General features: G+C 46.4%; 15 protein-coding genes. All 15 read right to left on the bottom strand.

What is annotated here, in order from left to right:
• Positions 1–4 precede the first annotated feature (4 nt).
• Positions 5–2,089 carry a hypothetical protein gene (locus C558_RS0107455; protein ID WP_018755629.1) on the bottom strand — a complete coding sequence of 695 codons (2,085 nt, stop codon included), beginning with the start codon at positions 2,087–2,089 and terminating at the stop codon, positions 5–7.
• Positions 2,079–3,905, bottom strand: a complete 1,827-nt coding sequence (locus tag C558_RS0107450) for a Flp pilus assembly complex ATPase component TadA (RefSeq protein WP_018755628.1) — start codon at positions 3,903–3,905, stop codon at positions 2,079–2,081. The genes C558_RS0107455 and C558_RS0107450 overlap by 11 nt, the downstream gene beginning before the upstream one ends.
• A 3-nt stretch (positions 3,906–3,908) precedes the next feature.
• Positions 3,909–4,742 (bottom strand): hypothetical protein, encoded by an 834-nt coding sequence (locus C558_RS0107445; protein WP_018755627.1) that lies wholly within the window; start codon positions 4,740–4,742, stop codon positions 3,909–3,911.
• 4 nt (positions 4,743–4,746) lie between these two features.
• Positions 4,747–5,442 (bottom strand): hypothetical protein, encoded by a 696-nt coding sequence (locus C558_RS0107440; RefSeq protein WP_018755626.1) that lies wholly within the window; start codon positions 5,440–5,442, stop codon positions 4,747–4,749.
• The gene (locus C558_RS30645; RefSeq protein WP_018755625.1) at positions 5,442–6,440 is read right to left on the bottom strand and encodes an SAF domain-containing protein; all 999 of its coding nucleotides are present in this window, start codon (positions 6,438–6,440) and stop codon (positions 5,442–5,444) included. The genes C558_RS0107440 and C558_RS30645 overlap by 1 nt, the downstream gene beginning before the upstream one ends.
• On the bottom strand, positions 6,427–7,944 hold the full coding sequence (locus tag C558_RS30640) for a serine/threonine protein kinase (protein ID WP_018755624.1): 1,518 nt from the start codon (positions 7,942–7,944) through the stop codon (positions 6,427–6,429). Before C558_RS30640 ends, C558_RS30645 begins: the two co-directional genes overlap by 14 nt.
• A 184-nt stretch (positions 7,945–8,128) precedes the next feature.
• Positions 8,129–9,193, bottom strand: coding sequence for a 23S rRNA (cytidine(2498)-2'-O)-methyltransferase RlmM (locus C558_RS0107425; RefSeq protein WP_018755623.1), 1,065 nt, complete (start codon positions 9,191–9,193; stop codon positions 8,129–8,131).
• A 3-nt stretch (positions 9,194–9,196) separates the two neighbouring features.
• A complete protein-coding gene (locus tag C558_RS0107420; protein ID WP_018755622.1) occupies positions 9,197–9,973 on the bottom strand; it encodes an ABC transporter ATP-binding protein in 777 nt (258 codons plus the stop codon).
• On the bottom strand, positions 9,970–10,296 hold the full coding sequence (locus C558_RS0107415; protein ID WP_018755621.1) for a thioredoxin family protein: 327 nt from the start codon (positions 10,294–10,296) through the stop codon (positions 9,970–9,972). The genes C558_RS0107420 and C558_RS0107415 overlap by 4 nt, the downstream gene beginning before the upstream one ends.
• Positions 10,280–10,630, bottom strand: a complete 351-nt coding sequence (locus C558_RS0107410; protein WP_018755620.1) for a cyclic-phosphate processing receiver domain-containing protein — start codon at positions 10,628–10,630, stop codon at positions 10,280–10,282. Before C558_RS0107410 ends, C558_RS0107415 begins: the two co-directional genes overlap by 17 nt.
• 24 nt (positions 10,631–10,654) lie before the next feature.
• Positions 10,655–11,482: an Fpg/Nei family DNA glycosylase gene (locus tag C558_RS0107405; protein ID WP_018755619.1), complete on the bottom strand. Its 828-nt coding sequence runs from the start codon at positions 11,480–11,482 to the stop codon at positions 10,655–10,657.
• Between the two features lie 60 nt (positions 11,483–11,542).
• Positions 11,543–12,349, bottom strand: coding sequence for a TIGR01457 family HAD-type hydrolase (locus C558_RS0107400; RefSeq protein WP_018755618.1), 807 nt, complete (start codon positions 12,347–12,349; stop codon positions 11,543–11,545).
• Positions 12,350–12,439: 90 nt separating this feature from the next.
• Positions 12,440–13,525 (bottom strand): Gfo/Idh/MocA family protein, encoded by a 1,086-nt coding sequence (locus tag C558_RS0107395; protein WP_018755617.1) that lies wholly within the window; start codon positions 13,523–13,525, stop codon positions 12,440–12,442.
• Between the two features lie 173 nt (positions 13,526–13,698).
• Positions 13,699–13,830, bottom strand: a complete 132-nt coding sequence (locus C558_RS34945; protein ID WP_018755616.1) for a hypothetical protein — start codon at positions 13,828–13,830, stop codon at positions 13,699–13,701.
• Positions 13,831–13,856: 26 nt separating this feature from the next.
• On the bottom strand, positions 13,857–14,789 hold the full coding sequence (gene rnz, locus C558_RS0107385) for a ribonuclease Z (RefSeq protein ID WP_018755615.1): 933 nt from the start codon (positions 14,787–14,789) through the stop codon (positions 13,857–13,859).
• Positions 14,790–14,848: the final 59 nt, after the last annotated feature.

The following is a 14,848-nucleotide window of genomic DNA, read 5'->3' as shown; positions in this document are numbered from 1 at the left end:
ACTCCTAATTTATTTTTTGAATTTGATCGTAATAGTTCTGCATTTGATTCATGCTCGTATAGACGAGCGGAATAACGAGATATAAGAAGATCAGTGCATAAAGCGGTGTGAAGCCGATCATTTGACCCCAATTGGCTTTCGCATTGAGCACTCGCTCCATCTCTTGCTTGCGCAATTCTCGATAGTAAGATTGCTCCGATTCAAGATCATCAAAAGCTTCTCGGACAGGGATCTTATCCACTGCAAGCTGTAATTTCTCAATCGTTCGCAAGAATGGAACATACGACACCTCTTCTTTCAAATCTTCTAGCGCTTGCTCAGCGCCTGCTTCATAGTGCAGAAGGCATCGCTGAAGCGGTTCTTTGAATATTGAAGAGAATCGTTCAAGCCATTCCAGTATGCTCTCAACTGAAGTGCGGTCCATTTCACACAAAATTCCAATCATTGTATGGAATTGATCTACTTCGTTCTTCATATCCATTTGACGCATTCGCTTCTGGAAGTAGAGCAGCCCGATCGGAATAGAGTAAGCGATCCATCCAATGAGTAGACTCACCAGTAATTCCCACCACTTCAAATATTCATCACGCAGTCGTTCGATCTTCGCTACGATACGCTTCACGGTGCTTTTCTGATCTACTGCATTCTTGAATTGTATTGTACTGCGTTCCACAGCCTCAGCAACCTTCTCATGCAACGATTCACGCTGGCTTTGCATTTGTAATGTGATCTCGCGTTCGATCTTTAGCCCCTCATCCGCTTTAATCTGTTCCTGTGCATCTACACGTCCTAACATCATGGCTGGATTGTTCGTCACATTAATAATCTGTTGACTTCCAACGATGTGCAGATATATGCATAGAATCAACACAACAATTCCGCTTCCAACCGCATAGACCAATCGATGCAAATACAACCATTCCATTGGGAGCGGAGAATTACCGTCTTTGAGAAGATTTTTAATGCGTTCATAAGTCTTCGAGAATAGTGGGGGGACAAGCCTATCGACGAGTATCCGAATCCAAGGAAGCTCATACAGCACCTTCTCCCATTTTCTCTTCCGCTTGGACCTAGCAAATTTCCCTTCATCATTCTCCTGAATTTTACGCAACAGGACGTACGCGACGATAATCGTAAGATAGACAACGGCTTTCATCATCAGCCCGAACTTCGAATCATAGAATTGTCCCATAACGGCAAAATGATCTCTTGCCCAACGCTCGATAGGATCGGTAAATAATACGGGTGCCACAGCAATAATTGTCAAGCTTCGTAGCAGATAACTCAGCTTCTCCCTTCGAAGCAGCTCCATCTGGACTTCTTGGGTCAATTGCGAAAGTGCATTCAGATAAAGTGAGCCCGATTTCAGAACCTTGTCTCCATACTCTGAAATGAGATGTGAAATCCCTGCGAACCCTTTTAGGAAGCGATTCGGTGCGACTTCATAATAATGTTCCAATAGAACTTCTGCCTCAGCAGAGGTTAGAATGTCATAAATCTTCTTACCATGCTGTTCTGCCTCGTGTGTCGCATGCTCGGACGCGTCCCAGATTGCCTCTTCGATCATTCCATGTGCATGATAGTAATGCCTGACATCCCCAAGAAAATGGACAAATCGCTTCAATAGTCGGTTCTCCACCCGATGAACGAACATATCAATCATCATATTGTTGAGTATTAAGAAAGTTAGCCCCACCACGACCAATGATGTTAAGCTCTGATGCATCATGATGAGTAACCCAAACGTAACCATCACTAACAAAAGCGTAATTAGTACGATATGGACCGTCTCACGCCGCATCGTCAGTTCATCATAAGCATGAATACTTGCTATTCGCCGACGGATTTTGTGCACATACTGACGCAGCACAGGGATTCGACCGAAAATGAAGTAACAACGCTGGTAAAGTTGACTCAGCCGCTCCCCCCATTTCTTCGTATGCAGCCGCTCCCATAATTGCCTAGATTGAAGTTGCCCATGGATCGTACTTCGCTGCCTGCGCTCGACAATACGGTAGACAATAAAAAGGAAAGAGGCCAGCAATATGGAACACCCTACGACAAGAAGAAGGATCGATTTAAGCTCCACAACGTTCCCCCCAATGTTTCTCCACGAAAGCAGCAAGTTTTACAGCATCCTGTTCTGACATCTGTTCTGACATCTCTGTTATACTCCGGGCGGAAAGCCGATTTACGGCAACATAAGCACCTTCTCGGTACTCCACAATATTGAATGCTTCGTATGTGTTCTCACACGCTAAATCTCCTGAAGGAACACATTCTGTAATCCGCTCAATATACCGATGACCATTTCGATCCATCCGAAGATGCACATCGAATCCAATAACACGAACCACTTGCTGCTCCGCAATCCGTTCATTGGAGAAGACCCCGATTTTAAGCAATGAATTTCGCAGTGAGAAGATAAGATCATTGAAGGTCTTCGCATGGTGTGTGAACAAGGTGAACAAACTCGCCACCTGGGAAGATTGAATCACCCACGCTGCTACGGGGTCGGTCGCTGCTTCGCCAATAATATTAACCGCGCCGTCCGTCTTTTTCTGCACATCTAACCCATCCTGTCCTCGTATATGATCTGTCTCACGGAAGCTGAGAATATTACGATACGGATAAATTTTCCGAAGATGCAGCTCGAACGCCATTTCCTGAACACGAAGCGTCAACGTCCCATAGATATGGCGAACAAGCGCCATGAGCAGCGTTGTTTTGCCACTCCCCTGTTGCCCTGTAACCGCGGTGATCCTTGCCCCTTTCATCAAATATTTGAGCAAATTGATCACAATCTCCGCATTCTGATCCTGAATTAAGGATTCAAGGGATGCATTCGGAATATCGAACTTCCTGACGAAGAATGCCCATGATTCTGCGAAGTGCGGGCGAACGACCACGATACGTGACCCGTCTTTCATTTCGTTCACTTTATAACCAACAGTCTCTGATAACTGCCCCGGATTGTTGTACTTATAGATGTTCTGGCATACCCGTTTCAACTCGATTTCTGATCCAAAGCTGAGAAAGGACATATGAATCGATTTCCCACGATAGAAAATCCATACACTATCATAGGATTTAGGTGCATCGATTGAAGATAATCCCGACCTTCTACCCGTCATCATTTGTTCTTGTAAATGCATGAATGAAATGGATCCCGGGACCCCAGATACCCCTCCAGACACGCCATCAATCCGCATATCCCGAATTTCATCCACGACACTGAACCCTTTGTAAGATTGATAAATGCGTTGGACGATAATATGTAACTTCTGTTCGAACGTTAACGGCCGATACTCATTGATGTAAATGAATCGTATATCTTCTGCCGTAATCCGATATCCTTCCGTATCTTGTTCTTCATTCAGCAATCTCAGCCCATCCAATTGATAGGTCTGAATTAGCGTAGATAGTGCATTAAGACCATAATTTCCTTTATACCAATATAGAATAATTTCGAATAAGTCCTGATCCGTACAACGTTCTATTTCTTCAAAAGGGATCACCTGGTTAATATTGCGTTCATTCAGTCCATAGGTTGTCACGAGCAAATCATAGATCAAATCCTTCACGAACTGCTTATCTTGAAGATCCCCGTATACACAGCCTTTCAGTGCCCGGCGCAGCTCCAGACGCTTATTGTTCCGACGCCTGAGCTCCTCACCCGATAATCCTAATGCATAAATATTTTCATTTACATGTTCATGAAGATACTCTCGAACATAAGCAGTCATCTGAACGATCGTAAATTGTTGATCCTGCATCGTCTGGACAGATTGCTGCTGCGAGAGCTGCTTGACATCAGGGCTCGACAGCTTCAATTTCAGCAATACACCTACGATTGCGATGATGAGCAGGATCAGCCCAAGATTCATCACATACGATACATCCATCCATCAAGCCCCTTTCTCGCAAAAGAACTCCGAGTCCACCCCAGCGTGCTTCAGAATGGTATTCGCAAACCGCCGAGTTTCTTGAATAAATGTATAATTCGGGTGACGTGACCCGACATTACGATGGCGAAGCACGAATTCAAGTACACTGTGATCATTACATGCATCCATAAAATCCACACAGCGTGGGATCGTACATAATTCTTCAACAAACTTATATTTTCGTGCGATATTACGTACCGTATATTTTGATCCTGGCTCGTATTGGCCCAGGACAAAGACACATGATTTCGTCTGAAGGAGCTCAATTAGCTCCTGATTTGCACTGAATTGCTCCAGAATGGCTGCATTCTGGTTCAAATTAATCACAATCACATCTGATGCTTGGAGCATTTGCATCGTTCCAGACTGGCGAATACCACTATTCTCATCAAGCATAACCAGATCATAGGCTTGCTTCGCATGTCCTAGAATCATTTCCCACAACTCAACATCAATGAGCCCCTCCTGAGAATTCTTGCGCTGTGAACCTCGAAGGATGTCCAATCTTTCATACAATAGTGGAATCGTGTAATCGGATAAATTCATCGCGGTTAACCGTTGATTAAGGGCCAGTCGCTCGAGCGCATCCAATCCTGACCGTTGAAAAGGTTCTCTTCTAAGACGTTCCGAGGGCTTCAACACAACCGATTCCATCGTCGAGAAGGCTCCCTGCGTACTACCAATCAGTGTTCGGATCGGTGATTCGAAACCGATCATGCAGGCTGCCGAAATACAATTTGAAGTCGTTCCCATCTGTCCATGAACTGGCCCCCAAAAGACTACTTGTTTGCCCATTCCATCATCTCCTCCTTGCTATGCGAAAAGCTCGTTTTACTTGATTCATCTCTAGCATGGAAATACGATGCACAAATGCAATGATTTGGCGTCTGTAACTTCTTGATAGTCGTTTCAGGTTCAATCGCTCAGCGAACTGTCCATCAATAAACCGCTCATACAATCGCTCATCATAATGAATTCGAAGCTTATCATCTGACCATTGAACAGCGAGCTTATTGTATCGTTCTTCGATGTACTCTTCATGAATACTGCACACCACATACGGCACGTACAGCCCGACAAAAGGAACCACAGCTCTCTCTGTAAGACATAAATCTGTAAGAATCTGCTCATTTCGCTGGATGCTTCCTTTATCGAATTGCGTCAGGATAACATGGACGTCCATCGCTTCTAGAGAACATCGATCATAAAAATTTCGATCATCCGATTGAATAATAACGAAATCATAACCACCTTGATCTTGGTCCTCCAACCATTTCATCACATCCGCATAGGTCGAAAAGTGAACTGCGATATCAAAACCTTCAAATTCGACGATCTCCCCGACATGGAGGAGGGATGAAATATAATGCGTCGTGCTACGAGATCTCGATCCATCGATGAAGAGTACGCGCCCATCTGCATGGGATAGCACCTTGCACACGAGCAATAGGAAGTCACTCTGTTCACAGCTGCCGATGACCATAATTTTGCGCATCACTGACCACTCCCTGCATCATCACTAGATATCGGTGATTGCTCGAATAGGTGTGTCTGCTCTTCATTGGTCAGTGCTCCATCTTCCAACTTGTCGATGGTTGGTGCCCCCGGTGATGCTGGTTGCGGATTGCCTACTGCCGGTTGTGGTGTCACAGATGATCTAATGGCAACATCCCCATAGAGCACTTGTTTCTCGGCTAGCGCCGCCTCCAGCTTCTTACGAGCCACCTTCGCGAGCGCGGTCTTCGCTACCTCCACAATATTGGGGTTGGTCTCGATCAACTCTAGAACTTCGGCATTCGACGGATAATTCACAATCGCGCCGGACTGCATGCCTGGATCAACATACGTTAAGCTGTAGATTGAACCGCGATGGATCAATGCATCGACCATCGCACTCGACATCATCAAGATTTCTTGTTCCGTCAATTGCATACTGATTGTATTCGCTGCGATTTGTTTCACGCGTTTCTTGGACAGAACAATATAGTCTTGGCCTGTTGGGAACTGAATTCGGACATCGACGACATCCTGATCACGCAAATTCAAAGGTAATTGGATCTGAGCAAATTGTTCATTACGAAGATCATTCGGTGTTGCTTGTCCATCATAGAACATGGATGGAATAAGAACGGTATTCACGGACAAGTCGATTTTAGATATTTTACCGACGACCTTCTCTTTGCTGCTTATCAAATTCGCAGGAAGATGATTGAGGTCAATCTCTTGCGACTCAATATGTTGCGCTGAAATTCGTGTGCCAGCAGGCACGTTGGCTTTCAGAACCCACACGCTGCGCTTCTTAGCTTGCTGCTCCTGCTGAGCCGCTTGCAGCGCGGATATTTGCTGTTCGTATTGCAGCTCTGTATCCCGCTTTATTTTCTGAACGTGTAATTGCCAGTAGACGGCATAACTGAGGAACAAACAGCCCATAATGGCAGCGCCAATGAGTCCCGCGATCCATAAGTTTTTCGTCCGTTGTCTAATTTTTGACATCCCTTCTGCTCCTTCTTGAGAATAAAAGCTTACCGATCCCTTGCCGCCACTTCGTAGGGGTCTGTTCAATCGGCAAGACGGCCTGAAATGCTAACCGCGCATCTTCATCGATGTGGAACGGATCTACATGATAGGGGATGGCATGCAGCTGAGGAATCGCTGTTGCCTGTTCCATATCACGAATCACCTGCTGCGTTGCGAGAGGAATTAGCCCCATAAAACTTGCTGCGGTGTGAGTGAATCCTGCTTGCCGAATAAATTCGGATAAATCTTCTTGCCTCCAATCCGCACCAGAAGCGACGACAAACGATAAATTCGCCCTTAGAAACTCAGCGTACATGGACGATTCTCCATAAACACCCAGATCCAGAACGATGGCATCATAATCTGCGTGGAGTAAAGGGATGAGGCTGCGCGACTCGAGAAAAGGATAATAGTCTACACCATGAATCGTGAATCGTTCTCCCGTTCTCCTCATGGGTTCCCCGTCAAAAATTGACCGAATACGGTAAAATGCTTCAGACCGCATACATTCCACAAGGGCAACTCTTTGCTTGGAATGAGCTAAGTAATGCGCCATCATAATCGCCGTATGTGTCGTCCCTACCCCGGAATGAACCCCCATCAGTGCAATCGTGCCTGTCCCTCGCCATCGTAGCGTGCTTGAGGCTGGTTGGTTTCCTTTCCAAGCTTTGGCCAATTCCACATGAATCTGCTCCAGCTTCTCTCGGACTTCACTAGCCGTCTGGATTCGTAGATTCGGATCTCGTTCTAACAACTTCTGCAACAACTGTCGGAATGCCGCTGGCACCTCTTGCGGAATAGCGTCCATCCCTGCCTTCCCAAATTGGCTCGTCCTCCCTCCCGTTACGAAATGCATCAATAATGCGCCAAGTCCATAGAGATCACTGCGTGTGTCGCTTTGCTTGCCTGCATACTGCTCCGGAGCTGCGAAGCCAACCGTACCTAGACAAACGGTGTCTTCCTCCTGATTCGGCTTGAAATGTCTTGCAATCCCAAAATCAATCAGCCGGATCTGACCATGCACATCCATCATGACATTCGATGGCTTCAAATCCCGATATACAATTGGCGGCTGGCATTGATGGAGATATTGGAGTACTTCGCAGAGCTGAATACCAAGTCGAAGGATATGATCGAACGTTAGCGATCGTCCACGTCTCTCAAAGTCTGCAGCAAGCGTCTCCCCTTCGATATAATCCATAAACAAATAAATGTAACCCTCTGCGTCTGGCCCGATAAAATCAACAATTTGCGGCAAGTTTGGATGATTCAGCCGAATCAGCATGGCCGCTTCCGCCGCTACCCCCACCGCATCATCAGGCTGCAATAGCTTCGTTTCCTTTGCAGCCCAACGTTTACCGACAAGCTTTAAGTCTTCAACCAGATAGACATAACTCATCCCCCCTTCGCCAATTTGCTTGATGACCCGATAACGCCCTCCCAGCACCTGATGTACGCTCACCTTAGACATCCATTTCATGAGCCCACCTCCTTTTGGAACAACAAAAAGGGAAAGCCTCTCGAATCATGACGATCGACGCTACGGTCGAACGACATGGTTTCGGGATGCTTTCCCTATCCATTTCATATTAGATTGCATTGGTCACATTATATATCATCTATTCCAGGATTGTCCATATGCAAATTCATTTTTATACACCTAATTAATATTTCACCATATACAGTGTGATCTCATCGCGATTATGCACCAGCTGCTTCATGCGTCGAATTTCCATATGTTCGCTGAATTTTTCCGTGATATCACGAATGGTTTGCAGCGGCTTTTTGTGCATCAGCTTCACTGTAATAATGGCTGTACCGCCCGATCTGAGCGCATATAACAATTCCATCACGAGACGTACCATTTGCATTGGACTCCAGCTCATGTCACAAACAATAAGGTCGAATTGCGATTCGTGGAATTTCACCTCAGACGCATTTTTCTTCAACACAGTCAGTCTACGATTCGCAGTCAAAGATGGATGCATCTCTGCAGGATCGATTGCGGTCACCTTCAATCCCCGCTCTAGCAGCAGCGAAGTCCAACCACCAGGAGCTGCGCCGATATCAAGCCCTTCCGAGAATGTTGCCAGATCTAGGCCAAACGATCGCTCCGCTTCTAACAACTTGAATTTGGCCCGAGAAATTTGACCTTCTTCCCGCTGGAATCGCAGCGCACCGCCGGACCAATCACTTAGATTGGCTGCTGGCGTCGAGACGCCGACGTAGACGGAATCTTTTCCCACAAAAATCGATACAATCCAATCGGAGTCACGCGTTACCGTCTCCAAGCCAGCATCGTTAAGACCTGCCTCAATCGCAGATTTCATAAGGCCTAAGTCTATAGGACCCGCTTCATTCGAACCTTTACGAATTTGAATCGCTACCGATTGACCGCTCTGGAGTTCATGATGGGATTGAACGAAACTGACGATCGCAGTGTTCAATTCCTCCAGACCAGCTTCCGAGAGATTAAATTCTTGCTGTACCGGCTGAATATGACGTAAGAAAATAAGCGGGTCGGTCTGCAACTCATGCAAGACCTGCCCTCCATCCGCTGGCAATGTAACAAGAATGACTTCGCTAGGCATGAGAACCATCGCCTTTACTTGTCCAAAACGGCGACGAAGCTCCTCTTGTGCATAGGCAATAAAGCCATGATTGGCCGTACAAATCCATTTGGATGTGATATCGTGCTGTTGTTCTTGTTGTTCGTGTTGTTCCTTCAACGTTTATTGACCTCCAGCGTGCACCCGAATCCATGGCCGTCCATCTACCCATTCGAGCGAGAGCGGCACTTCGTATGCTTGTTTTAATATTTCAGGGGTGAGCACCGATTCTTTCGTCCCGGCAGCCACCAGTTTTCCTTGATGAATTAATGCGACGTGTGTAAATAACGGTACGATTTCTTCCAGATGATGTGTAACATAGACAAGTGCAATATCTCGATTCTTCAAAATATTAATCTGATCAAGGAATTTCTCTCGCTCATACAGATCAAGTCCTGCACAGGGCTCGTCCAAAATGAGAATTTGCGGATCAGCCATCAATGCGCGCGCCAGCATAATTTTCTTCCGCTCGCCTTGCGATAATGTGCCGAGTAGATTGTTCGCGACATGACCAAGATTCATTTCCTCAATCAGGCTGTGCGCCTTAGCGACAACCTCTTCAGGAATCTCCTGATAGAACCGCAGAAAACCATATTCTCCTGTAGCGACCACTTCCCAGACGGGATCACGTAGGGTTAATTTCTCCATTAATGATTGGCTGATATAGCCTATCTTCTTACGAACCTCTCGAATATCGCATTGTCCATAACGATTGCCCATGACATCAATTTGCCCCGAGCTTGGGAACATATAACCTGTCATCATCTCGAGCAGCGTCGTTTTCCCTGAACCATTCCGCCCAAGGATCACCCAGTGCTCCCCTTCATTCATCTGAAGTGTAATATCATCTAGAATTTGCCGCTCTTCGCGTCTTAGCTTAATATGCTGCATCGAAATCATCGAATCACATCCTTAATGATGTTGAATAAATGTTCTACGGATCGCATCTCGTAGACTTGCACCGGTTCGCCTCTCCTCTTCGGGTCGAATAAGAACAGCCCAGGCACACTCCGTACTTGATATCTCGCCACAAGACGAGGGGAAAAATTCAAATTGATCTGCAATAGCTCGATATCCGGCAACATGGCTTCGACCACGTGCATCATCCGCATGCCCGCCTTACATGTGCCACACAGCGGCGTATATAGATACAATCCAAACGGCCTGTACACCTCTACATGTTCGAGTCGTTCGAATAGCGCTTGCTCATTGATTTCTTTCATGGGAAGCCTCTCGAATGCGCGTCAACACTGCTTGCGGCATCGGACCATTATGCAGGATGACATGATCGGGTTTGTTCTGATAGAACAATTCATACATCGTTCTCTGACCGGATAAACTGGAGGTATGTAAATAAATTTCCCGCGGATATAAGCCCCGAAGTACCATTTGCTTCACAAGCTGAGTCCCATTGGGCTGATTAATGCCCAGATCATGATCCAATGATAGTATATCTACTTCCTCTTCTTCCAGCAGTATGAGGCATTCTTCAGCCGATCGCGCATAGACGAATCCCTCCGGGCAACGGCGAATGTCATCTAAAAATACATGTATCATGCTCATTCCCCCTCAGATTCGAGTCTACTGTTCTTTTTGACAGTTCGCGCAATAAAACGTTTTTCGAGAACCGACTTCGGATTTCTGAATCAATGACCCGCATCGCTCACAAGCTTGCCCTTCACGTTCAATCACACGTACGTGCGATTTATAGCCACCTGTAAGGTGATCCTGCGTATTCAGCGGCTGCTCTCCCAAGCCCCCATACGCAATCGCATCATGCAGTACGGTCAACGTACTGTGATACAGTCTTTCAACGCTTTCCTCCGTTAATTCCTGTAATTTCGCCGATGGCAGCAACGCTGCTTCGAACGCAATTTCATCCGCATAACCGTTCCCGATTCCTGCAATGAACGACTGCTGGACAAGCGCTGATTTCAGCATGCCACGTTTACGGGCGAACAACATCCGGAATTTCTCCAGGTTCATTTTACGATCCAACAATTCCGGGCCTAGATCGCTTAGAAGCTGATCTGCTTCTTTCGCACTGAGAAGATGGACATACCCTTGTCGAATACCATGTAAACGAAGCACTTGTTGACCAAAATGAATCATCACTTGCGCGTCCGATGCTGTTCCACCCCCATCTTCCGTCCCTTCCGTATCATATTGAATCTGCCCTGCAACACCAAGGTTTAGCAGCAGTCTTTTCCCATTATCCAAGTGAAAGAGCAATTGTTTCCCGCGACGCTCAATATATAAGACTTCTCGTCCCTGCAATTCCTTGGACCATTCGGAAACTTCGCAATTCAACAGCTTCTCTTCCTTTACAGTCACATCTGTCATCCGTTTATTGATGATTTGCTCAGAGAGCAATTTTTTGTAGGTTTCTAATTCCGGTAGTTCTAACACGTATATTCCCTCCATGTTGCGTACGAGATGATGAATCCTATAGGTAGGTATGTATGTATTCTATTGCGATTTTCTGCCCGATGTGACAGCAGCAGCCTCGTACAAATCCTTACAGATCATCGATGGCTGTACACCCGCTAGCGCCAACAATTGGTCCTTGTTCGCTTCTGTTGCTAGTCCGGTCAATACAAGGATTGTATCGCAACCTGCAGCCTGTCCCGCCCGCAAATCCGTAAGCGGGTTATCACCCACCACGATCGCATTTTGAGGTTCACAATCAAGCCTTGCGAGCGCGTAATTCATAATAATATTGGAGGGTTTGCCCATGACAATCGGCTCCCTCTGTGTTGCAGCTTGAATGGCAGCTGACAATGTCCCTGCACCCGGCATAATACCTGTATCCGAAGGCAAGAGAAGATCGGGGTTGGTCAGAATATACGCTGCACCTTCACGAATCCATTGAACAGCTTGTGTTAATTTGGCATAGTCAAAAGATCGATCTATCCCTTGCACGACAATTTCCGGCTGATCCTCAGTAATCTGAACCCCAATATCGCGCAATGCCGTCTCTAAACCATATTCTCCGATAACCGCCGCTCTTACACCCTTCGGATAATGTTCTTTTACATATTGTGCTGCAGCCAATGCGGACGTGTAGACATCCTCTTGCGTTGCAGGGATACCCATCTCAACCAAATGCGCAGCAACATCTTCAGGGGTGCGCGATGAATTATTCGTTACGAACAAATAAGGTATATGAAGTGATTGCAATTCTTGAATCCATAAGTCTGCACCGTCGATACGATGCTTCCCGTGATATAATGTACCATCCAAATCAATTAGTAGTGCTTTATTTGAATTCCGCATATCGGTATATTCCCTTTCCTCTGCCTATCTAAAAAACTCCTTGTACACAGTGCCTCTATCATAGCGAATTCCATGCAAGGCTGCAATCCATTAGGCCTTCGAACGAAGAATCTGATCGATCCACATTTCAGCATGCGCTGCATCCTTCATCGTCGGAGCAAGCCCCTCATTCACCCATAGATCTTCACCAATATAACGGTGCAGGAAATGGTTTAAGGCTCCAAAGTGACTATCGACGAATACGCCCATGGTTGTTTTGTCATTTGGAATAAGCTGCAGACTCGATGGCACAGGTAGCGCTGGTGTCGCACCCGACAACATGGATACTTTCGGTGTAATATCCTTTTCAAGATCACAAGTGATACTTCCCCGGGTTCCAACGATCTGCACACTGAAACGATCCGATCCCCAAGCGATACGAGACACTTCGCCCGTCCCCCTGACACCACTCTTCGTCGTATAGAAGAAGCTCGCCCAATCGTCTACCGTCATTTGCACACGCTCATCGGATCCTAGTGTTTTTGGACGCTCTTTCACAAAAATATTCGTCTCTCCGTGCACATCCGTTAGTTCCCCGAACAAATGTGCGATCAAATCGATCACATGGATGCCCAAATCCGTAATTGCGCCACCGCCAGATAACATATCATTTAATCGCCATGAGACAGGACGCTCAGCATTCAGATATCCTGAACGCAGATAGGAACAGTTGCATTGAAGAATATCTCCAATAATTCCTTCCTGCAAAATGGCCTTCATCCTCATGACAGCAGGGTGATACCGATAGACAAGCGCAACTTGCTGCAGCGTGTTTGCTGAAATGTGGCTAACCAGCTCTTCCGTTCTGCTATATGTCTCCGTCAGGGGTTTTTCAAAATAAATGGCCTTGCCTGCGGCCGAAGCAGCCGTCCCTTCTGCAAAATGCATCGCATTAGGCGTGCAGATATCAACAATATGTACGGAAGGATTCTCGAGCGCCTCACTGAGATCATTGGTCACCTTCTGAAAACCCATCGCAAGCGCTTGTTCACGATTGGCATCCGGATTTCTTGTAATTAACGTATCTAATACGGGTACAAAAGAAGCTTTCTGAATAACTGGCATAGCGCGTAGTGCAACAATATGGGTTTTGGCAATGGCACCCAACCCCGTAAAAGCAAAATGTATCGGTTTCATTGGATATCCCTCTCTCTATCAAGTATTTCCTATTGTAAAAGATGCGCAAACGATGTTGCAAGGCATCAATCCTTGTCAAATCCTGCGCTTTCCCGGGAAAGTATTGCCTTGTAAAAGACTGAAAGCTTGTATGCGATCAAATGAACCCAGGCCGCATCAAGCTTCATTGGAACTTAGCGAAACATATAAATAACGTAACCTACTATACTCAAGAGGATCAACAATATCGCAATGACATTTAGGAAATTCCGTCTGTTGCCTGGGGTATCGAAGCGATTTCTGCGGCGATCATCAAAGTCTGACATCGGTATAGCCTCCTTTTCATTCTTCTTCAGGTTGTGGTGTCACGACGCTTACGAACTGGAATTAACTCCAGTTGTTTCGCTGCAAGAGTATTGGGAAAAATCTGTTTGGCTTCTTCCATAAGCGGCTCGACATCACTATATCGTGCACTGAAATGGGTCAAGATGAGTTGTCCAACACCTGCGTCTCGCGCCGTCTCGGCAGCTTGTCTTGTTGTACTGTGGTAGAAGGACTCGGCTAACGACTCGAGTCCTTCCATGAATGTCGCTTCATGAACGAGTACATCCGCACGCTGCGCCAGGTATCTTGAGCCCTCACACGGCCTTGTATCCCCCAGAATCGTAATGATCGTTCCAGGGATTGGCTCACTGATGTACTGCTGTGCATAGATCACAGAACCATCTTCAAGAACGACATCTTCCCCCTGCTTCAACTTGCCATAGATCGGCCCCGGCGGAATGCCTGCCTTTGTTAAGGCTTCGACGTCGATCCGTCCTTGGCGATCTTTCTCCACCACCCGATAACCGAAGGATTCAATCCGATGGTCCAATCGTGAGGCCTCGACCTTGCACTGCCCATCTTCAAAAACAATGCCTTCATCAATCTCTGTGATATGGATGTCATAATTGAGATGAGACTGACTTAATTGTAACGACGTTTCAATATATTGTCGAAGCCCTACAGGTCCATAGATTTCAAGTGTCTCCGTTCCACCTTGGTGAGAGCGACTAGATAATAACCCCGGGAGCCCAAAGATGTGATCTCCATGCAAATGGGTAACGAATATTTTCTCAAGTTTACTCGGTTTAAGCGGCGACTTTAATATTTGATGCTGCGTTGCTTCTCCGGCATCGAACAACCAGAATGTACCGCGCTCGTCGAACTTTCGAAGTGCTATGGACGTGACATTCCGCTCTGTCGTCGGCATTCCTGCACCTGTCCCTAAGAAATAGAGCTCCATTGGCAATCCCTCCATCCTGCACCAAGAGCCTCCAACTAGGGCGGAGGCTCTTGTGTCTT

This window comes from Paenibacillus terrigena DSM 21567 (genome assembly GCF_000374845.1).
Classification (GTDB): Bacteria; Bacillota; Bacilli; order Paenibacillales; family Paenibacillaceae; genus Paenibacillus_K; species Paenibacillus_K terrigena.
The sequence above is the reverse complement of the archived record's forward strand: the minus strand, read 5'-3'. Positions and strand labels throughout refer to the sequence as shown.